Source organism: Luteimonas changyuni, from assembly GCF_039548395.1.
Taxonomy (GTDB): Bacteria; Pseudomonadota; Gammaproteobacteria; order Xanthomonadales; family Xanthomonadaceae; genus Luteimonas.
The window spans coordinates 83,534-103,616 of record NZ_JBCLUZ010000001.1; the positions used below are offsets into that span (position 1 = coordinate 83,534).

At 70.8% G+C, this 20,083-nt stretch carries 17 protein-coding genes; 7 read left to right on the forward strand and 10 right to left on the reverse strand.

The genetic code is table 11. From position 1 onward, the window contains the following. Nucleotides 1-19 precede the first annotated feature (19 nt). Both WCD84_RS00430 and WCD84_RS00435 read right to left on the reverse strand, forming a co-directional pair. Nucleotides 20-2,137, reverse strand: a complete 2,118-nt coding sequence (locus tag WCD84_RS00430) for a prolyl oligopeptidase family serine peptidase (protein ID WP_343255105.1) — start codon at nt 2,135-2,137, stop codon at nt 20-22. 74 nt (nt 2,138-2,211) lie between these two features. Then, nucleotides 2,212-2,451 (reverse strand): hypothetical protein, encoded by a 240-nt coding sequence (locus tag WCD84_RS00435; RefSeq protein WP_343255104.1) that lies wholly within the window; start codon nt 2,449-2,451, stop codon nt 2,212-2,214. A 1-nt stretch (nt 2,452) separates the two neighbouring features. Between WCD84_RS00435 and WCD84_RS00440 the strand changes: the two genes are divergently transcribed. After that, nucleotides 2,453-3,196, forward strand: a complete 744-nt coding sequence (locus WCD84_RS00440) for a lipocalin family protein (protein WP_343255103.1) — start codon at nt 2,453-2,455, stop codon at nt 3,194-3,196. Between the two features lie 15 nt (nt 3,197-3,211). Here WCD84_RS00440 and WCD84_RS00445 read toward each other — a convergent pair whose 3' ends face one another. Both WCD84_RS00445 and WCD84_RS00450 read right to left on the reverse strand, forming a co-directional pair. Beyond that, nucleotides 3,212-4,177 (reverse strand): helix-turn-helix transcriptional regulator, encoded by a 966-nt coding sequence (locus WCD84_RS00445; RefSeq protein ID WP_343255102.1) that lies wholly within the window; start codon nt 4,175-4,177, stop codon nt 3,212-3,214. Nucleotides 4,178-4,184: 7 nt separating this feature from the next. After that, the gene (locus WCD84_RS00450; RefSeq protein WP_343280034.1) at nt 4,185-5,576 is read right to left on the reverse strand and encodes an FAD/NAD(P)-binding protein; all 1,392 of its coding nucleotides are present in this window, start codon (nt 5,574-5,576) and stop codon (nt 4,185-4,187) included. 268 nt (nt 5,577-5,844) lie between these two features. Here WCD84_RS00450 and WCD84_RS00455 point away from each other — a divergent pair, with 268 nt between their 5' ends. From WCD84_RS00455 to WCD84_RS00465, 3 genes are all read left to right on the forward strand, one after another. After that, nucleotides 5,845-7,614 carry an SLC13 family permease gene (locus tag WCD84_RS00455; RefSeq protein WP_343255100.1) on the forward strand — a complete coding sequence of 590 codons (1,770 nt, stop codon included), beginning with the start codon at nt 5,845-5,847 and terminating at the stop codon, nt 7,612-7,614. Nucleotides 7,615-7,651: 37 nt separating this feature from the next. Further along, nucleotides 7,652-8,503, forward strand: a complete 852-nt coding sequence (locus tag WCD84_RS00460) for a dimethyl sulfoxide reductase anchor subunit family protein (protein WP_343280035.1) — start codon at nt 7,652-7,654, stop codon at nt 8,501-8,503. 82 nt (nt 8,504-8,585) lie between these two features. Continuing rightward, nucleotides 8,586-9,266 (forward strand): DUF481 domain-containing protein, encoded by a 681-nt coding sequence (locus WCD84_RS00465; RefSeq protein WP_343280036.1) that lies wholly within the window; start codon nt 8,586-8,588, stop codon nt 9,264-9,266. Between the two features lie 46 nt (nt 9,267-9,312). On the opposite strand, the gene hemC is transcribed toward WCD84_RS00465, so the two are convergent. Further along, nucleotides 9,313-10,227 (reverse strand): hydroxymethylbilane synthase, encoded by a 915-nt coding sequence (gene hemC, locus WCD84_RS00470; protein WP_343280037.1) that lies wholly within the window; start codon nt 10,225-10,227, stop codon nt 9,313-9,315. A 111-nt stretch (nt 10,228-10,338) separates the two neighbouring features. Here hemC and WCD84_RS00475 point away from each other — a divergent pair, with 111 nt between their 5' ends. The 3 genes from WCD84_RS00475 (at nt 10,339) to alr (ending at nt 13,958) form a co-directional block, all read left to right on the forward strand. Further along, the gene (locus WCD84_RS00475; RefSeq protein ID WP_343280038.1) at nt 10,339-11,448 is read left to right on the forward strand and encodes a class I SAM-dependent methyltransferase; all 1,110 of its coding nucleotides are present in this window, start codon (nt 10,339-10,341) and stop codon (nt 11,446-11,448) included. Nucleotides 11,449-11,589: 141 nt separating this feature from the next. After that, a complete protein-coding gene (locus WCD84_RS00480; protein ID WP_343280039.1) occupies nt 11,590-12,876 on the forward strand; it encodes a D-amino acid dehydrogenase in 1,287 nt (428 codons plus the stop codon). After that, nucleotides 12,876-13,958 (forward strand): alanine racemase, encoded by a 1,083-nt coding sequence (gene alr, locus WCD84_RS00485; RefSeq protein ID WP_343280040.1) that lies wholly within the window; start codon nt 12,876-12,878, stop codon nt 13,956-13,958. The genes WCD84_RS00480 and alr overlap by 1 nt, the downstream gene beginning before the upstream one ends. Nucleotides 13,959-14,007: 49 nt before the next feature. Here alr and WCD84_RS00490 read toward each other — a convergent pair whose 3' ends face one another. The 5 genes from WCD84_RS00490 to WCD84_RS00510 form a co-directional block, all read right to left on the reverse strand. Beyond that, nucleotides 14,008-14,736 carry a LytR/AlgR family response regulator transcription factor gene (locus WCD84_RS00490; RefSeq protein ID WP_343280041.1) on the reverse strand — a complete coding sequence of 243 codons (729 nt, stop codon included), beginning with the start codon at nt 14,734-14,736 and terminating at the stop codon, nt 14,008-14,010. Then, complete coding sequence (locus WCD84_RS00495) at nt 14,733-15,737, reverse strand: sensor histidine kinase (protein WP_343279173.1); 1,005 nt, start codon at nt 15,735-15,737, stop codon at nt 14,733-14,735. The genes WCD84_RS00490 and WCD84_RS00495 overlap by 4 nt, the downstream gene beginning before the upstream one ends. 71 nt (nt 15,738-15,808) lie before the next feature. Next, on the reverse strand, nt 15,809-16,477 hold the full coding sequence (locus tag WCD84_RS00500) for an alpha/beta hydrolase (RefSeq protein ID WP_343280042.1): 669 nt from the start codon (nt 16,475-16,477) through the stop codon (nt 15,809-15,811). Nucleotides 16,478-16,554: 77 nt separating this feature from the next. Continuing rightward, the gene (mdoH, locus tag WCD84_RS00505; RefSeq protein WP_343280043.1) at nt 16,555-18,483 is read right to left on the reverse strand and encodes a glucans biosynthesis glucosyltransferase MdoH; all 1,929 of its coding nucleotides are present in this window, start codon (nt 18,481-18,483) and stop codon (nt 16,555-16,557) included. Continuing rightward, nucleotides 18,471-19,985 (reverse strand): glucan biosynthesis protein, encoded by a 1,515-nt coding sequence (locus WCD84_RS00510; protein ID WP_343280044.1) that lies wholly within the window; start codon nt 19,983-19,985, stop codon nt 18,471-18,473. Before WCD84_RS00510 ends, mdoH begins: the two co-directional genes overlap by 13 nt. Nucleotides 19,986-20,083: the final 98 nt, after the last annotated feature.

Consider the following 20,083-nt stretch of genomic DNA (forward strand, 5'->3'; position numbering starts at 1 on the left):
GGGCTTGTTGCTGGCGGAATCAGTCGGCGTCGGGGCCGATCTGCTGCCAGAGGAAGGTCAGGTACAGCGCGTCCATGTGCGCGGCCTGCCTGTTGTTGGCCGCGCCGCCGTGTCCGCCCTCGATGTTTTCGTAATAGCGCACGTCCTTGCCCGCTTCCGACATCAGCGCGTGCATCTTGCGCGCGTGGCCGGGGTGGACGCGGTCGTCGCGGGTCGAGGTCAGGATCAGGGTCGGCGGGTAGTCCTTCGCGGCATCGAACAGGTGGTAGGGCGAGAACGTCTTGATGAACTCCCACTCCTCCGGGATGTCCGGGTTGCCGTATTCGGCCATCCACGACGCGCCCGCAAGCAGCTTGTGGTAGCGCTGCATGTCCAGCAGCGGCACCTGGATCACCACCGCGCCGAACAGCTCCGGGTACTGCGTCAGCATGTTGCCGGTGAGCAGCCCGCCGTTGCTGCCGCCGCGGATGCCGAGGTGCGCGGGCGAGGTGATCTTGCGCTCGATCATGTCCTGCGCGACCGCGGCGAAGTCCTCGTAGGCCTTGTGGCGGTTGGCCTTGAGCGCGGCCTGGTGCCAGCGCGGGCCGTACTCGCCGCCGCCGCGGATGTTGGCCACGGCATAGGTGCCGCCCTTCTCCAGCCAGCCCTTGCCGACGCCGCCGGAATAGCCGGGAGTCAGCGAGATCTCGAAGCCGCCGTAGCCGTACAGCAGCGTCGGGTTGCTGCCGTCGGCCTTCGCGTCCTTCGGGCGCACCAGGAAGTAGGGCACGCGCGTGCCGTCCTTCGAAGTGGCGAAGTGCTGCTCGACCACGTGCCTGGAGGCATCGAAGAATTCGGGCTGGGTCTTCAGCACCTCCGGCGCCGCCGCGCCGGGCGCGGCGCTGGCCAGCATCAGCGTGGTCGGGGTCAGGTAGTCGGTGACCGTCATCCACAGCGCGTCGGATTCATCGCTGTCCACCGCCTGGGCGCTGACGGTGCCGAACTCGGGCACGCCGGCCAGCTCGCTGCGCGTCCAGCCGTCGGCGCCCGGGGTGAGCACCACGAGCCGGTTCTTGACGTCCTCCAGCACGTTCAGCACCAGGTGGTTCTTCGTGAACGAAGACCCGGCCAGCGAGGTGGTGTCGGTGGGTTCGAACAGCACCTCGAACTCGCGCTTGCCGGCCATGAAGTCATCGAACTTCGCGACCAGCAGCGATCCGGCCTTGTAGGTCTTGCCGCCGACCTCCCAGGGCTCGCGCAGCTCGAGGGCGAGCCATTCGCGCTGCACGGACTTCTGCGCCGAGTTCGGCGCGTCGACCTTGGTCAACGTGCCGTCGGCGCCGCGCAGGTAGAGCTCGTCGTTGTAGAAGGCCAGGGTGCGGCTGACGAAGTCGCGCTCGAAGCCCGGCGTGTGGTCGCGGCCGGCCGCGATGTACATGTCATCGGGCTTGCCCTCGTAGACCACGGTGGCCGAGTCGATCGGCGTGCCGCGGGTCCACTGCTTGACGATGCGCGGGTAGCCCGAGCTGGTCAGGCTGCCATCGCCGAAGTCCGTGTAGGCATAGACGGTGTCGCGGTCGATCCACACCAGCGCGCCCTTGGCTTCGTCGCGGAAGAAGCCGTCCTCGACCCAGGTCTGGGTGGACAGGTCGAACTCGCGGGTGACGTCGGCATCGGCACCGCCGCGCGACAGCGCGACCAGGCAGCGCTCGTATTCCGGACGCAGGCAGTTGGCGCCGTGCCAGACCCAGTTCTCGCCCTCGGCCTTGTTGAGCGCGTCGAGGTCGAGCACGGTCTCCCACTTCGGCTGCGGCTTGCGGTATTCCTCGAGCGTGGTGCGGCGCCAGAGGCCGCGCTCGTGCTTGCTGTCCTTCCAGAAGTTGTAATACCAGTCGCCCTGCTTGTAGACGCCCGGGATCTTGTCGTCGGAGTCGTAGATGGCCAGCAGATCGGCTTCCAGCGCCTTGAAGCCGGGGGTGTCGGCCAGTTCGGCCTCGGCCTTCGCGTTCTGCCCGCGGACCCAGGCGAGCTGCTTTTCGCCCTCGACGTCCTCGAGCCACTGGTACGGATCGGTCACTTCGGCGTCCTCCTGTGCGGTCGCGCCGAAGGAGGCAACGGCAAGCGCGGCGAACAGGCAGGCATGGGGCAGCTTGGACATGCGACAGGCTCCGGCGGGTGGGCCGGCAACGCTAGCACAGGCCGCGGAGCGCGGACCCGGGCCGAAGGTCTTGATCAGCCGCGGCGACGGGCCACGGCCAGTGCCAGCCAGGCCGTGACGGGAAGCCCGGCCAGCCACAGCGGCACCCAGCCGAAGCTGGCGCTGTCGCCGCGCGCCTGCGGCAGCGAGAGCATGGCCACCAGGGCCAGGAACATCAGCGCCAGCACTCCGCGCGCCACCCAGTCCGGGCCGGCAGGCACGGCGGCGGCGGCAAGGCGGACGGAGTGGAACCGGTGGCGTGTGCGTGGTGTCATGATGGCTCTCCAGACTGTGGAGCCAAGCCTGCAACCGCCCCATCTCAAGGACTGCGACCCCGGCATTGACACCGCCTTCGCCGGCCCGCTGGCAGCCTGCGGCGGCACCACGGACTACGTGATGACCCAGCATTCAAGACGCGTTCCCTTCCAACCCGCTTCTTCCATCCGCGCCCTGTGCGCGCTTGTGCTGTGCCTGCTGCTGGCCGCCTGTGCCAGCGGGCCCGAGGGCAGCCGGTCCGGCGGCCGCGACGCGCGCATGCCGCCACTCGAAGTGCTGATGGGCGACTGGTACGTGGCAGCGCGGGTGCCATGGTTCGGCGAACGCGGACAGGTCGCTTCCAGCACCCACCTGGCGATGGCCGGCGATGACCGGATCGAACTCGGCCGCCGCTGGCGCGCGGGCTTCGACCAGCCGCTGGAATCCGCCAGCTCCACCGCCCGCCGCGACGGCCACGGCGACCGCATCTGGAAAGTGCGCGCCTACGGCGTCCTGCCCACGCGGCTGCGCATGCTGGAAATGGCCACCGACGGCAGCTGGCTGCTGATCGATTCGCCCGGGCGCGACCACGCCTGGATCCTGACCCGGGCGCGGCAGGTGGAGGACGAGGCCTATCTCGAGCTCGAGCGCCGGATCCGCAGCCATGGGGTCAATACCGACCGGCTGCGCCGCGTACCCCAGGTTCCGGAACAGGAAGGACGGCTCGGCTTCGAGCCCGCCGCCAGCCCGACGCCGGGCCGCTGACGCCGCAGACGCGCGTCAGCGTTCGTAGTTCGACAGCGCCAGCTCGAGCAGCGACTTGGCCTGTTCGCGCAGCGACGGCGGCTCGAGGATCTCGGCGTCGCTGCCGTAGTGCAGCACGTCCATCAACAGCTCGCGCGCCGCGCTGTACGGCACCTTCAATTCGTAACGGCCGTCGGCAAGGTGGCGGCCCTGCTGCTGCGAGTGCCAGTGTTCGTCGGCGACCCAGCGTGCGGCCCTGGCGCTGAAGAGGATGGTCGCCACGCCCTTGGGCGCCCCCGAGAAAATGCCGTAGCTGCCGCCGAGGTGGCGGTCGAGCTCGCCCTCGTCGACATCGATCGCGGCGTCTTGCAGCCCGCGGGCGTGGGTGATGCGGTCGACCGAGAAGCTGCGCAGGCCGTCGCGCTCGTGGTCCCAGGCGTCGAGGTACCAGTTGTCGCGGTAGTGGGTGATGCGCTGCGGCGACACGGTGCGCCGGGTCTTCTCGTCGGTCGAGCGCGCACGGTATTCGAAGGCCAGGCGCTTGCGCTCGAGCACCGCCGAGCACACCGCGCGGAAGGCCTGCTCATCCAGGCGCCGGGTGCGGTGCGGGATCACGCGCACGCGCTCCATCGGCCACTGCTTGCCGCTGGCGTGCTCGCTCAGCAGCTTCTCGATGCGCGACTGCAGCGGTGCCAGCGCCGAGGACAGCACGCCGCCGCCGCTGCGCGACAGGAGCTGCTGCGCGGCCAGCAGCGCGTGCAGCTCCTCGGAGCTCAGCCACAGGCCGGGCAGTTCGAAGCGGCCGCTCTCTTCGGCGTCGTAGCGGATGCCGGCATCGTCGCCCACGATCGGCGCCATCAGCGCGTCGCGCAGGAAGGCCACGTCGCGGTAGACGGTGGCACGCGAACAGTCCAGTTCCTCCTGCAGGCGCGCGACCGTGACCGGATAGCGCGCGGAGCCGAGGATGCGGTGCAGCGAAAGGATGCGTTCGTAGCGGTCCATGGCGCGATTATGGCCCGGCCGCGTCGAGATGGGCGCGCACCGCGGCGGCGACGTCCCGTGCCTGGCCGCGCAGCTCGGGCATGGCGATGCTTTCCCAGAGGTCGCCCACCCGCAGCGCCCCCAGGGTCCAGAGCCCCGGCACCGGCGCGCCGTTGGCGCCGAGGGGAGCGCCGTCGGGCGCGGTTGCGGCACCGATGCGATGCGGTCCGGGGCGCAGCAGCCCGCGCACGCACAGGCGCGCCAGCAACCCGTCGCCGACGTCGATCCTCTTGTCCACGCCGAGCGCATTCACCAGCACGTCGGCTTTGAAGCGCTCCTGGCCATCGCCGCCACGGGGACGCCAGGTGATGCCGGGCCGGGGCCCGCCTTCGACCGCCACCAGCCGGCCGGCCAGCCTTTGCAGCTGCCCGGACGCCGTGGCTGCGTCCAGCTGGCGCGCGACCTCCGGAGCGATGCGGTGGCGGTGCACGTCCCAATGGCGCACCAGATGGCGCAGGAAGCGCTGCTGCCCGACAGCATCCAGGCTGGTCCACAGCGCCTGCACATGGGGCCTCAGCGCATCCATCACCGCCTGCCAGGGTCGACCCTGCGCCTGCTCGCGCGCGGCCACGCGGCGGACTGCGCGCAGCCTGGCGCGCAGCCGCGGCTCCGCCAGCAGGCCGGCGACGTCGAATTCGGCCGGCGGTGCCGGCTCCGCATGCGGCAGCGGCATCAGCCCGCTTCGGGACAGCGAAGTGATCCGCCCACGGTGGCCGTTGGCGCCCAGGGCCAGGACCACGTCGACCATGCTCAGCCCGGCACCGAGGATGCAGACATCGGCATCCGGTGGGATCGCCGCGACCCCGGCATAGTCCCAGGCCTCGACCACGGCCAGGCCGCTGGTGCTCCCGTCCGCCAGCGGCAGCCTCGCGGGGCGGTTGCCCACTGCCAGCACCACCGCCCGCGCCTGCAGCCGGCTTCCCGACGCCAATACCACCTCGAACCCGTCCTCCAGCGGCACCACGTCCACGGCGGCATCGGTGATCCCGCACAAGCGTTCCAGCCCCGGGCGGCCTTCAGCCAACGCCGCCAGGTAGCGCGCATAGACCATGCGCGGCATGAACCGCGCGCCGAGCGCGGCGCGGTCCTGTCCGGCATGCTCGGGCAGGCCCTCCAGGAAGCTGACGAAATCCTCCGGCCTGTCGCCGAACGCGCTCATGCCGGCGGCGCGCACGTTCAGCAGATGCTCCGGGGACCGGGTGGAATACGCGACGCCTTCGGCCATCGCCGGACGCGCTTCGACCAGGGCCACCGTGTGCGGGCATGCACCGTCGCCAAGCAGGTGGGTCGCGACCAGCGCGCCGCTGGCGCCACCGCCGACCACGACGACGTCGAACCGGGAAGTGTCTGGGCTGGGCAAGCGGTGCCTCGCAGGGCGGAAACAGGCCGCCAGTATCCCACCCGCGCGTGACGCGCATCCATGCCCTCGTCCGCCAGCGATGGCACCCTGTACCGTCGACATTGCACCCCCACGGCCTGCGGATATCCTGACCTCCTGCGCGCCGGCTCCCGATGGAGGTGGCAATGCGCGTCCCCGGGGCCCGAGAAAATGGAATGCCTTTGAACCTGCTGGCGAGCGCCGCCGCGATGACCACGCCTCCGCCGCGCGGCCCGGGAGTGCGGCGTCCATGACCCCGGACATGCTGCTCACCTTCCTGGTGGTCGCTGGCGCCATCGCTCTGTTCATCAGCGAAAAGATGCCGCCGGAAGTAGTGGCGATGCTGGTGCTGGCCGCGCTGCTCACCCTGCGCCTGGTCAGCACCGAGGAGGCGCTGTCGGGCTTCAGCAGCCCGGCCACGGTCACCGTGGCTGCGATGTTCGTGCTCAGCGCCGGGCTGCAGCGGAGCGGGTCTTTGAACCGCCTGGGCGAAACCATCGCGCGCATCCGCTGGGGCTGGCTGCTCGCACTGGTGATGATGCTGCTGACCGCCCTGGTATCGGCATTCATCAACAACACCGCGGCGGTCGCCGTGTTCCTGCCGCTGATCATCGCCGCGGCGGTGGCCAACAATCTTCCGCCGTCGAAGTTCCTGATCCCGCTGTCGTACGCGGCCCAGTTCGGCGGTGTGTGCACGCTGATCGGCACCTCCACCAACCTGCTGGTCGATTCCATGGCGCGGCAGGCGGGGCACGAAGGCTTCACCATCTTCGAATTCAGCCAGCTCGGCATCATCTTCGTGGTGGTGGGCACGGTGTACCTGATGATCGCGCGCCAGTTTTTGCTGCCCGACCTCGGCGTTCCGCAGCAGGCCGACAGCGGGCATGCCGGGCGCTACGTGGCCGAGCTGCTGGTCCCGGAGAAGTCCGGCGCCATCGGCAAGCGCGGCAGCGAGCTGCTGCCCGACGACAGCGGCGACGTGGTGGTGCTGGAAATCTTCCGCGGTCGCGCCGCGGTGCCATCGCCACGGGGCACCGGGATCGAAGCCGGTGACCGCCTGCTGGTGCGCGGCAACTGGACCGACATCGAGGCCGCGCGGCGCAAACTCAAGCTGCGCCACGACGACGTGGCCGGCGACCTCGAGGGCGACGACGAGGACGGACGCGTGCACGCCGAAGCCATGGTGGCGCCAAGCTCGCACCTCATCGGACACACCCTGGCCAGCCTGCGCTTCGCCCATACCTACCACGCCCGCGTGCAGGGCCTGCACCGCCACCGCCTGTCCACCAGGCAGCCGCTGGATCACGTGCCGCTGGCCGTTGGCGACGTGCTGTTGCTTGACGCGCCGGAAAGCGCGCTCGACCTGATGCGCGCCGACCCCGGCCTGGTGGTGCTGGGCGAGCGCGAACAGACGCGCACGTCCATCCGCCGCTCGCTGCTGGCGCTCGGCATCCTGGTGGCGGTGGTGGCGGTGGCCGCGGCCGGGCTGATGAGCATCGTCGCATCGGCGATCATCGGCTGCTGCATGCTGCTGCTGCTGCGCGTGCTGGAGCCGGAAGATGCGTACGCCGCCATCGACTGGCGCGTGGTGCTGCTGCTGGCCGGCGTGCTGCCGCTGGGCATCGCCCTGCAGAACAGCGGCGCGGCGGCCCTGATCGCGGACTTCTCGATCGGCCTGTTCGGCGGCTTCGGGCCAGTGGCGACCCTGGCGGTGATCTACGTGCTGACCTCGGTCCTGACCGAGACCATGAGCAACAACGCCTCGGCGGCGGTGGTGGTGCCGATCGCGATCGCCACCGCCGAATCGCTCGGCCTCGACAGCAAGCCCTTCCTGGTCGCGGTGGCCTTCGCCGCATCAACCAGCTTCGCCACGCCCATCAGCTACCAGACCAACACCATGGTCTACGCCGCCGGCGGCTACCGCTTCCGCGATTTCGTGAAGGTCGGCCTGCCTTTGAACATCATTTTCATCGTGATGGCGGTGGTGCTGATCCCGCGCTATTTCCCCTTCAGCGCGTGAGCCTGCCGTGACCGGTTTGCCGCCACCACCGGATCCGATGCATCCCGCCCTGCCGGCCATCTTTTCCACCACCCTCTCCGGCGCCGGCTACGGCCTGCTTGCCTGGTCGGGGCTGACCATCGCCCTGCTGGCGCTGCGCGGCGGCCTGTCACCGGCGCTCGAAGGCGTACAGCTGGCCGGTCTCGGCTTGGGCCTGCTGCTGTCGACGATCGGCCTGCTCTGCTCGCTGGCCCAGGTGGGCGAATCCGACCGCAGCTTCAGCCAGTGGCGCAGCTCGTGGCTGTCGCGCGAGGGCGTGCTGGCAGTGGCCACGGCGCCGCTGGCGATGGCCGCGATGGCGCTGCTGCTGTGGATGCCGACTGGCGCCACGCGCGCCGCCTGGCTGGCCTGCCTCGGGCTGCTGCTGGCGGTGATGGCGCTGGCCACCGTGGCCTGCACGGCCATGGTCTACGCCTCGCTGAAGCCGATCCCGGCCTGGCGCCACCCGCTGGTGCTGCCGGTCTACCTGCTGTTCGCGCTGCTGACCGGGCTGGCCCTGCAGCTGGTGACCATGGCGGCGATGCTGCGTGGCCAGGGCCCGGCCGGCATGCTGCCGACGCTGGTGTTGTTCGGGCTGGTGCTGGCGGCGCTCAAGTGGCTGTACTGGCGCGCCATCGATCGCGACATGGAGGTGTCCGAACTCGCGCGCCGGCACGCCGTACGGCTGCGATGGGCCGCGCTGGCAGGACTGGTCGCGCTGCCGCTGCTGGCCACGCTGCTGATGGCGTTCGGCTGGATCCCGGCGCTGGCGGCCACGCTGCTGGCGGCGCTGGGCCTGCTCGCGAGCGCGTTCGCCGAACGCTGGCTGTTGTTCGCCCAGGCCCGCCACGTCGTCAGCGCCTGTTGCTGAACCGGAGCGTGGCCGCGCCTTGGAACGGCCACCGATGCCCGCGATAATGGCGGTGTAACCGTTTCCACCGGACTCCCGATCCATGCTCGCGGCCCTCTGGCTGGCGCTCGCCGCCCCGCCCGTGTTCATCCAGCCCTTGCCGGAGTCTCCCGGCGAGCCGGCGATGATCGCCCTCGCGGCGGGCCGCGCCGAGCTGCGCCGTCCTTGCTATCGCCTGGTCTGCGAGGACGCCGCCTGGCAGGCACCGACGCGGTTCACGCGCATCCAGCAGCCGAAGACGCCCGGCAGCGTCGACCCGCTGGTGCCGATGCGCCTGCCGGCGATCGCCGCGCGCCGCTATCCGCTGTACTCACCGGCCTCGCGCCGCGACTGGCGGATCAACCACGGCAGCCATTCGCGTTTCACCGCAGGCTTCGGCTACGAGGCCGTGCGCACGCCCGACACCAACGTCAAGCTCGAATTCGGCACCGGCTACCGCCTGCAGCCCTACGCCGACTACGGCACCGCCGGCTCTGGCTTGATCGCCCGCGGCAGGCTCGAGCTGCGCCAGAGCATCGCCGACCGCGCCCTGCTGACCCAGAACCTGCTGGTCGAAACCGGCAGGTTCAACACCACCACCCGACAGGTGATCGGCCTGGACCTCAAGCTGGTGGACCAGTGGACGCTGCAGTCGAACTTCGAGCTGCGGCATGACAGTGCGGGGAATGGCGGGACGGGAGCGACGGACACCGAAGGCTCCGTGCAGGTCCGCTACCGGTTCTGACCACCCCCAACGGGTGCGGATGGGGGCAAGCTCGCGGAACTGATCCCTACGAAGCGGGCAAGAACTCCCCCGCGCCCCCAGCCATCAGCTTCCCCGCCACGTCGCGTCCCAGCGCGTCCGGCTCCGACGCCGGCCCCAGGGCCTCCGCCCGCACCGCACGCCCGTCGCTCGCCGATCCGACCAGCGCCTGCAGTTTCAATGCATCGCCATCGAGCTGCGCGAACGCCGCCACCGGCACGTGGCAGCTGCCGTGCAGCGCCAGGTTCAAGGCCCGCTCCGCCCCCGCGCAGATGCGCGTCGGCCCGTGGTCGAGCACGCGGCACAGCGCCATCACTTTCTCATCGTCACCGCGGCACTCGATCGCGATCACGCCCTGCGCCGGCGCCGGCAGCCAGTCCGGCGCATCCAGGCGCGCGCGGGTGCGTCCGCCCAGGCCCAGCCGATCCAGTCCCGCGCAGGCCAGCACGATCGCGTCGTATTCGCCGGCATCGAGCTTGGCCAGCCGCGTGTTGACGTTGCCGCGCAGGTCGCGGATCTCCAGGTCCGGCCGCAGCGCGCGCAGCTGCGCCTGCCGACGCAGCGAGGAGGTGCCGACGCAGGCGCCCGGCGGCAGCGCATCGAAGGTTGCGAACTGGCTGCTGATGAAGGCATCGGCGTGGTCGGCGCGCTCGAGGAAGGCCGGCAGCGCGAACGGCGCGTCGACCTCCATCGGCACGTCCTTGAGCGAATGCACCGCGCAGTCGGCGTCTCCGCGCAGCATCGCCAGCTCGAGTTCCTTCAGGAACAGGCCCTTGCCGCCGATCGCCGCCAGCGAACGGTCCAGCACTTCATCGCCGCGGGTGGACATGGGCACGAGTTCGACCCTGAGGCCGGGGTGGGCGGCGCGCAGCAGGTCGGCGACGTGTTCGCTCTGCCAGAGGGCGAGCGGGCTTTTGCGGGTGGCAATGCGGAGCGTGGTCATGGGGGCATTATCGCCCGCCGACGATGCGGAGGACCCGGAATGGTTCGTTGGCGCTTGCGGTACGATCACCTGCGCACGCCCGTAAACGGTCGACGTGCCACGGGGCGTCAAGTGTCGACAGGGATTTTCAAACTCGCTTACCGCAACCGGATCGTCGCCAAGCGGGCTATCGCGGCTCTCGATCGCGTGCTCCCGCGCCCGCTGGGGCGGCGGCTCCGACGGCTGACAGAGATCCTGGCCTTCCGGTTCACGCCGCATTACCAGGGCGACACGCTGCCCCCGATCTTTCATTACTGGTCGGAGCGCCATGTGCGGCCGATGCTGCAGGCACGCGGCTACGAGTCACCCGAGGACTTCTATCTCAAGTACGTGCTGGCGGAAGCCGGGCGTTTGCCGGAGCCGCTGCACATCGTGAGTCTGGGCACGGGCGCGTGTGCGCTGGAGATCGGGCTCGCGGTCACGCTCAGGGAACGCGGTGTGGACTTCCGCCTGACTTGTGTCGACATCAACCGCGGCCTGCTGGACGCCGGACGGCACGCGGCGACGGCGGCCGGCGTCGGCGCTGCCATGCGGTTCAAGGCCACCGACGCCGGCCAAGCGCTCGCGGCCCTCGACGTGGACGCAGACGTCATCATCGCCAACCAGATCTTCCATCACCTGGAGGATCTCGAGGACACAGTGGCGGGAATAGCCCGGTGCCTGGCCTCCCACGGGGGGGGGGGCGTCCTGCTCACGTCCGACATCGTCGGCAGGAACGGCCACCTGCTCTGGCCTTCGGTGGACCGCGTCGTGCAGGAGCGCTGGAGCGAACTGCCGAAAGACAGGCGTTTCGATCGCTTCACCAACAGCGCGCCAACGCACTATCGCGCCGAGAACCACGCTGCGTACTCGAATGAAGGCGTGCGTGCACAGGACATCACGCGGGTCCTGCTGGACCACCTTGATTTCGAGCTGTTCCTCACGTACGCGGGCAGCATCATTCCCTTTGTCGAGCGGCGGATCGGCTTCAATTTCGATCCCGCATCGGACGCCGATCGGGGCTTCATCGACCGCGTGGCGGACGAAGACTGCGCCGCGATCATGGGCGGCGATTACCCGGCCAACAACATGTTGGCCGCGCTGCGGGGAAGGGGGCGCGTGGTCGCGCGCGATTTCCATCCGGTGACCCCGCAAGCGCATGCGTCCATGATTGCGAGAGAGATTGCCGCGTCCGCGCATTGACCCGCGCAGGGCATTGACCCGCGCAGGACCTGAAGCTACCGCAGCATCTCGCGAAGCTGCGTCGATCCATATAATGGCGGATTCCCTGAACCCGCCCGCCACGCCGCCGCCCTTGGCCGCCCGCCCGACCGAGTCAATCCAATGCGTATCCTGATCCTGGGCTCCGGTGTGATCGGAGTGACCAGCGCGTGGTATCTGCGTCAACAGGGGCACGACGTCGTCGTCATCGACCGCGCGTCCGGGCCCGCCATGGAAACCAGCTTTGCCAATGCCGGCCAGGTCTCGCCCGGCTACGCCTCGCCCTGGCCCGCGCCGGGCATTCCGCTGAAAGCGGTGGGCTGGCTGCTGTCGCGGCACGCGCCGCTGGCGATCCGGCCGACCGCGGACCCGGCGCAATACCGCTGGATGTGGCAGATGCTGCGCAACTGCACCCATCACCGCTACGCCATCAGCAAGGCGCGGATGGTGCGGCTGGCCGAGTACAGCCGTGCCTGCCTGGAGGAGCTGCGCCGCGACACCGGCATCGCGTACGAGGAGCGCACGCTCGGCACCACGCAGCTGTTCCGCACCCAGGCGCAGCTTGACGGTGCCGCCAAGGACATCGCGATCCTGCGCGATTACGGCGTGCCCTACGAGCTCCTCGACCGCGCGGGAATCGTCCGCGTGGAGCCGGCGCTGGCCAGGGTTGCGGACACGCTGGCCGGCGCGCTGCGCCTGCCGGGCGATGAAACCGGCGACGGCCACCTGTTCACTACCCGGCTGGCGGCGATGGCCGAGGCCGCAGGCGTCGAGTTCCGCTACGGGCAGGACGTCGAAGCCCTGCTCGGCGACGGTGATCGCATCGCCGGCGTGCGCGTCCAGGGCCGGACCGAAATCGCCGACCGCTACGTGCTCGCACTGGGCGCGTGGTCGCCGCGCCTGCTGGCGCCGCTCGGCATCCGCCTGCCGGTGTACCCGCTCAAGGGCTATTCGCTGACGATCCCGATCACGCATCCCGGGATGGCGCCGCACTCGACGGTGCTCGACGAAAGCTACAAGGTTGCGATCACCCGCTTCGACGATCGCATCCGCGTCGGCGGCATGGCCGAGGTCAGCGGCTATGACCTGTCGCTGCCGCAGCGCCGCCGCGACACCTTGGAGTTGGTGGTGAAGAGCCTGTATCCCGACGGCGGCGACCTCGCCAAGGCCAGCTTCTGGAGCGGCCTGCGCCCGTCCACGCCGGATGGCCCGCCCGTCGTCGGCCCCACGGCGTACCGCAACCTGCTGCTCAACACCGGCCACGGCACCCTGGGCTGGACGATGGCCTGCGGCTCCGGGCGCTACCTCGCCGACCTGGTGGACGGCCGCGCGCCCGCCATCGACAGCGAAGGCCTCGACATCTCCCGCTACGGGCGCCCCTGGCCCGCCGCGCCCACGGGGCTGCGCTGATGCGCCCTGCGCGCGCCACCATCGACCTCGACGCCCTGCGCCACAACTACCGACACGCGCGAACCCTCGGCGGCGGCAAGGCGCTGGCCGTGGTCAAGGCCGACGCCTACGGGCACGGCGCCGTGGCCTGCGCGCGCGCGCTCGACGGCGAAGCCGACGGCTTCGGCGTGGCCTGCATCGAGGAGGCGATCGAGCTGCGCGAGGCCGGCATCCGCGCGCCCATCCTGCTGCTGGAAGGCTTCTTCGACGCCGACGAGCTGCCGCTGATCGAACGGCATGCGCTGTGGACCGTGGTGGCCTCGCCCTGGCAGGTGGACGTGCTCGAGCGCCATCCGCTGCGGCGGCCGCTGCCGGTCTGGCTGAAGCTCGACTCCGGCATGCACCGCCTCGGCCTCGCCCCCGGGGACTATCCCGTTGCATGGCGGCGCCTGCGCGCACTGCCATGGGTGGGCGAGATGGTCGCGATGAGCCACTTCTCGCGCGCCGATGAGCTCGGCCAGGCCAGCACGCCCGCGCAGCTGGCCACCTTCAACGCGACGCTGGCACGGCTTCCACCCGGCACCACCACCAGCCTTGCCAACTCCGCCGCGTTGATGGCCTGGCCGGAGGCGCGCGGTGGCTGGGTGCGCCCAGGCCTGATGCTCTATGGCTCGCACATGCTCGACGCGCCGTGCGCGGAGGCCGAGCCGCTGCGCGCGGTGATGGCGCTGGCGTCCAAGGTCATCGCGGTGCGCGAGCTCGCCGCGGGCGAACCGATCGGCTACGCAGGCACCTTCACCACCTCGCGACCGACGCGCGTGGGGGTGGTGGCGATCGGCTATGCCGACGGCTATCCGCAGTACGCGACCTCGGGCACCCCGGTGATCATCGACGGCCAGCCGGGCGAGCTGATCGGGCGCGTCTCGATGGACATGCTGACCGTGGACCTGACCGACCACCCCGGCGCCGGCATCGGCAGCGATATCGAACTGTGGGGCGCGTGCCTGCCGGTCGCCGAAGTCGCGGCACGCAGCGGGAACAGTCCGTACCGGCTGCTGACGGGGCTGAAGCGGGCGACGCGGCAGACGGTGGAGCGCTCCTGACCCCGCCGCGCAAGGGCCCAGCCTGGCGCCGCCGAGAACCTGCGGCCGCTCAGCGCTCGCGAAGCATCTCGCGCAGCGGCGCCACGCAGCGCCGGCTGACTTCCAGCGGGTGCGCGCCGTGGCGGAGGATGGCGTGGACGTGGCCTTCGGGGTCGCGGCGGAGTTCGACCAGCTCATGGCGCGCGACCAGGCAGTTGCGGTGGATGCGCAGGAAACGGTCGCCGAACTCCTCTTCCAGCGACTTCAGCGACTCCTCGATCAGGTCCTCGCCGCGGGCGTGGTGCACCACCACGTACTTCTCATCGGCCTGCAGGTAGTGGATGTCCTCGATCGGGATCAGGCGCAGGCTGCCGCGCAGGCGCGCGCAGAGGTGGGTGCGGCGTTTGCCGCCACCGTCGCCGCGGCTGCGCTCGATGCCCGCCGCAAACGTGCGCACGCGTTCGATGGCCGCCTGCAGGCGCTCGGGGCGCACGGGCTTGACGAGGTAATCGACGGCGGCGGCATCGAAGGCCGACAGCGCGTGGGCGTCGTAGGCGGTGCAGAACACCACGGCGGGGCGCGGCTCGAAGGCGGCCAGGTGGCGCGCGGCCTCGAGGCCGTCGATGCCGGGCATGGCGATGTCGAGCAGGACGAAGTCGGGTTCGTGCTCGGCGCAGGCCTGCAGCGCGGCGCGGCCGTCCCCGGCTTCGGCGACCACTTCGATGTCGGCGTGCGCGGCCAGCAGGCTGCGCAGGCGCTCGCGGGCCAGCGGCTCGTCGTCGGCGATGACCACTTTCATGGCGTCCTCCTCCCCCCCGCTCCCAGCGACAGCTCGCCCAGCGGCAGCTGCAGCTCGCAGGCATAGTAGCCCGCGTCCCAGCCGCAGGTCATGCGCGCGCGCGGGCCGAAGGCGTAGCCCAGGCGGTGCACGATGCTGCGCTGCGCGTGTCCCGCGCCGTGTACCCCCGGCGCATCCGGCGGCAGCGATGGATTGCGCACGATGATCCGCAGCATATCGTCGTCCGCGACCAGCGTGATCCCCACCGTGCCGCCCTCCGGCAGCCGCGAGATGCCGTGCAGCACCGCGTTCTCGAGCAGCGGCTGCAGCACCAGCCTCGGCATCGGCAGGTCCCAGGGCAGCGGCTCTTCGCGCCGCCACTCCACGCGCAGGCGCTCGCCCAGGCGCAGCTGCTCGATGCGCAGGTAGTGTTCGACCAGCCGCACTTCCTCGGCCAGCGAAGAGTCGCCCTCTCCGGCACCGAGCGCAGCGCGGAACAGGTCGGACAGATCGAGCACCGCGCGTTCGGCGACCTCCGGGTCGCGCTTCAGCAGGGTGGCGATCATGTTCATGCTGTTGAACAGGAAGTGCGGGCGGATGCGCGCCTGCAGCGCGTCGGCCTCGGCGCGCGCATGCGCCGCCAGCTGCGCCTGCCAGCGGTCGATGACGTAGAAGTAGCGCAGCGCCAGCGCGGTGATCAGCGTGACCACCCCGGCCGACCCGGTGACGAAGCGCATCGCCGAGGGCCAAGCCCCCGCTTCGCCGACGCTGGCGAACAGCGCATGCACCACCGCCGCCACGACGCCGGCGACGACCGCGGCAAGCGCCACGGCGACCAGCGCACCGGTGCGCCGTGGCAGTCGCGACAGCGCGCGCCGGGACACGCACAGCAGCACCGACACCGACAGCGCCAGCCACAGCGCGAAACCGCTGGTGGACAGCACGCGCGCGACGTCCCAACGGCTGCCGGCATCGGGCACCAGCACCACAACAACAACTACCAGCTGGGCGATGCCGAGCATCGCCGCCAGCCGCGGCAGCCGGCACAGGTCGGGCAGCCACGGCTCGTCGGCGCGCGCGTTGCCCACGGGCCTCAGCCCGACGCGAACCGCCGCCCCAGCCAGTCACCGAGGTCGCGGATCTCCTCGGCGCAGACCGAATGCGGCATGGGATAGGCGTGCCAGTCGACCTTGAAGCCCAGTTCGCGCAGCAGCGCCGCGCTCTGCTGGCCGGCCTGGAACGGCACCACCGGATCCTGGCTGCCGTGGCCCACGAACACCGGCTGCTTTTCGGCACCGGCGGCCAGCGCGTCGCGGGCCTTGTTCGGGGACGGAACGTAGGTGGACAGTGCCACCAGTCCGGCAAGCGGTTCGGCGCTGCGCAGGCCTGCAGCGAGGGCAACCGCGCCGCCCTGCGAGAACCCGGCCAGCACCACGCGCGAACGCGGCACGCCGCGCTCGACCTCGCGCGCGATGAGCGCTTCGACCTGGACCATCGATTCGGCCACGCCGGTTTCGTCGGCGCGGTTGGCCAGGTCGATGTCGACGATGTCGTACCAGGCGCGCATCGGCACGCGGTTGTTGATGGTCACCGGGCGTACCGGCGCATGCGGGAACACGAAGCGCAGCGCCGGCCAGTCCGGGCGCACCAGTTCGGGCACGATCGGCACGAAGTCGCCGCCGTCGGCGCCGAGGCCGTGCAGCCAGATGATGCTCCAGGCCGGGTTGGGTCCGGTCTCGCGCTCGATGCAGTCCAGCAGCATGGCAAGCCTCAATACGGTTGGCGCGCCATTATGCATGGCGCTGCCACGGCGGCCCCGCGGGCCGCCGCCGCGGGCGATCAGGCCGCTGCGTCGGGACGCGTCGCGCGCAGCTCGGTCGCGCGCACCAGCACCGGCGGCGGCGCCAGTTCTTCTGGCGTGGCGAAGATGCGTCGCCTGCGCAGCCACTGGCCGGCCGCGGCTGATGCACCCAGGGCGACGATCGGAATCGCCAGCACCAGGCCCAGGATGACCGGCGACATCCACGCCGCCAACGCCGGTGAAACCATCCAGGCGGCCACGCCGGCCACCACGCCGGCAAGCGTCAAGCCCCCGTACAGGCGCAGCAGCTCGCGCAGCGGCAGCGTGCCGTCGTCGCGGCGCTGCGATTCCCATCCCGAGTCCTTGCCGGCCAGCACCCCGGCCACGCCGCGCGACTGCACGTACATGGTCACCGGCGCCATCAGCGCAGCCAGAAGCGTTTCCAGAAGCATGCCGACGAAGGTCCGCCACGCGCCGCCACAGCCGCGGCGCATGGCCGGGTCAATCATCGTGGCGAAGTAACCCATCAGCTTCGGCGACAGCAGCATCGTCATCGTCACCACGAACACGGCGATGAAACGGTTGGCGTCCTGCTCGCGCCAGTAGGCCGTGGGCGTGAAGCCCTCCAGCGAGAACTGGCCCCAGGAAAAGCCCGCATGCAGCAGCGGGATCGACACGCCCACGATCATCAGCATCGCCCACATCGGCGCGGTGAAGTAGTGGCCGATGCCGATCAGCAGGTGCCAGCGGCTGACCCAGTGCAGGCCGCGCGCGGGCAGCACCGCGCCGTGCTGCAGGTTGCCCTGGCACCAGCGGCGGTCGCGCACCAGCATGTCGGTCAGCGAAGGCGGACCCTCTTCGTAGCTGCCGCCCAGGCCCGGGATCATGTGCAGCGCCCAGCCGCCACGGCGCATCAGCGCCGCCTCGACGAAATCATGGCTGAGCACGGTGCCGGCGAAGGGCTTCACCCCGCGCAGCTCGGGCAGGCCCGCGCACTCCGCAAAGGCGCGGGTGCGCACCATTGCGTTGTGGCCCCAGTAGTTGCTCTCGGCGCCGTGCCACCAGGCCACGCCATAGGCGATCACCGGCCCGTACACGCGGCCGGCGAACTGCTGCATGCGCGCGAACAGGGTGTTGCCGTTGACGATCACCGGCAGGGTCTGGATCAGCGCGACGTCGTCGTGGCGCTCCATCGCCGCGGCCAGGCGCACCAGGGTGCCGCCATCCATCACGCTGTCGGCGTCGAGGATCAGGAACTGCGGCCAGGCGCCGCCCCAGCGCCGTACCCAGTCGGCGATGTTGCCGGCCTTGCGCTCGCTGTTGTCGTCGCGCAGGCGGTAGTACACGCGCGCACCTGGCCCCAGGCGTTCGCACAGGGCGAGGAACGTCGCCGCTTCTTCCGCCTGGATGGCGGCATTGCGCGTATCGCTGAGCACGAAGAAGTCGAAGCGCTCCAGCTGCCCGGTGGCCGCCAGCGACTCGTGCATGGCCTGGACGCCGGCCATCAGCCGCGCGGGATCCTCGTTGTAGATCGGCACCAGCAGCGCGGTACGCGTGGCGAGCGCCGGCAGCGGGCCGTGCGCGCTCATGCCCATGCGCAGCGGCCGCCGCTGCAGCAGCAGCACGAAGCCGGCGATCGCGCCCACGAAGGCCTGCACGATCCAGGCGAACAGGCCGACGAACAGCACCAGCATCGTGCCCTCGAGCGGATCGATGCCGTCGCCGCGCAGCAGCCACCACAGCTGGTAGGTGGCGATGGCGGTCAGCAGCGCGGCGGCGGCGATCACGGCGAAGCGGCGCCAGGCCATGTTCGGCGGCGTGGTCGGGCGCGACGGGTTGCTGATCGTGCCGCGGTCGAGCGCCTGCACCGGCATGTCCAGCGGTGCCTCGGGCGGCAGCGGTGGCAGCGCGGGATGCGGTGCGACCGCACCGCCAGGCACGGCTGCGGAAGGGCTCACGGTGTCCATCGCGACAGCCAGGTTTCGGTCAGGCGCCCGCTGTCGCCTTCAAGCCACAGCCGCATTTCAACCGCCGCTGCATCGCCGGGTTCGAGTTCGAAACCCACCCGCCAGCCGCTGCCGTGGGGGTTGCGGTAGGCCACCGCGTTGCTCAGCGCGCCAGCGCTGGCGCTGGCCTGGACGCGCACGCCGCCATCGTTCTCCGGCAGTGCCCCGCCTGCGAAGTCGATCAGGTACTGGCGGCCCGACGCGCGGTCCAGCGCACCGCTGCGGGTGGCCACCACGCGCGCCAGGCGCGGGTTCCAGCCGTGATCGGCGGCCCAGTGCAGCCGGTAGCGCCAGCGGTGTTCGCGGCCCGCAGCCAGGGGGGCGGCCGGACGCCAGAAGGCGACGATGTTGTCGGCGTACTCGTTGGCGGTGGGGATCTCGACCAGGTGGACCTCGCCCTCGCCCCAGGGGTCGAGCGGCTCGACCCAGCAGCTGGCGCGCTTTTCGTAGCCGGCCTCGAGGTCCTGGTAGTCCTCGAAGCGGCGCTTGCGCTGCATCAGGCCGAAGCCGCGCGGATCGTGATCCTGGAAGCCGCTGTGCTCCACCGTGCGCGGATTGCGCAACGGCCGCCAGGCCTGTTCTCCGCTGCCGGTGAGCAGGGCCAGGCCGTCCGAGTCATGCACCGCCGGACGCGGATCGTCGATGCGCGCGCGATCGTGGGCATCGAATTCGTACATGCTGGTCAGCGGTGCGATGCCGGCGGCGGCCAGGTCCGTGCGCGGATACAGGCGCGCGTCGACGTCGAACACGGTGTCGTCGCCGGGCGTGATCGCGAAGCGGTACGCGCCGGCCACGCTTGGCGAATCCAGCAGCGCGTGCACCACGACCTGCCCGGCAGCGCCTGCGGGCGTCTCCAGCCAGAAGGCGCGGAACAGCGGGAACTCCTCGGCTCCCGGGTCGCCGCTGCCCAGCGCCAGGCCGCGCGCCGACAGCCCGTAACCGAGGCCGCGCGCGACCGCGCGGAAATAGCTCGCGCCAAGGAAGGATGCGATTTCGTCCAGCGCATCGCCGGCCTGCCCGGTAGCGTGCAGGCGGAAGCCGGCAAAGCCCAGGTCCGTGCCGGCGGGCGGCGGCGGCGCGCCGTGGTCGAAGCGGAACAGCGAGGGCGAGTACGCGAACGGCCGGCTGCGCCCGCCTTCGACCACGTGCATCTCCACCCGGTCGCGGAACATGTAGCCGCGGTGGAAGAACTGCGCCTCGAAGCCACGTCCCTGCCCGTGCCACAGCGCCTGCTCCGGCCGGTAACGATAGTCGCGGTAGCGGTCGTAGCCGATAGCGTCGAGCGCGGCCGGCAGCTCTCGCGAGGGCGCGCGGAACGCCGCGGCAGCGAGCCCCGCGGCCAGCGCCGGCACCGTGCCGTCGTCGAACGCGGTGCCATCGCCGGTGGCGGCGAAGACGCGGCCGGGCAGCGTGACGGCCACCGGCAGGGCCAGGCCTGCCAGCAGGAGTTCTCGTCGATGCAAAGGTGGTCGCCGGGGAGAAGGGATGGCGCCGGAATATAGCCTGCAACCCGTGCCCGCCTTCACGCATTGCTAACGCTTGGCAGCTTGCACGCGGATGC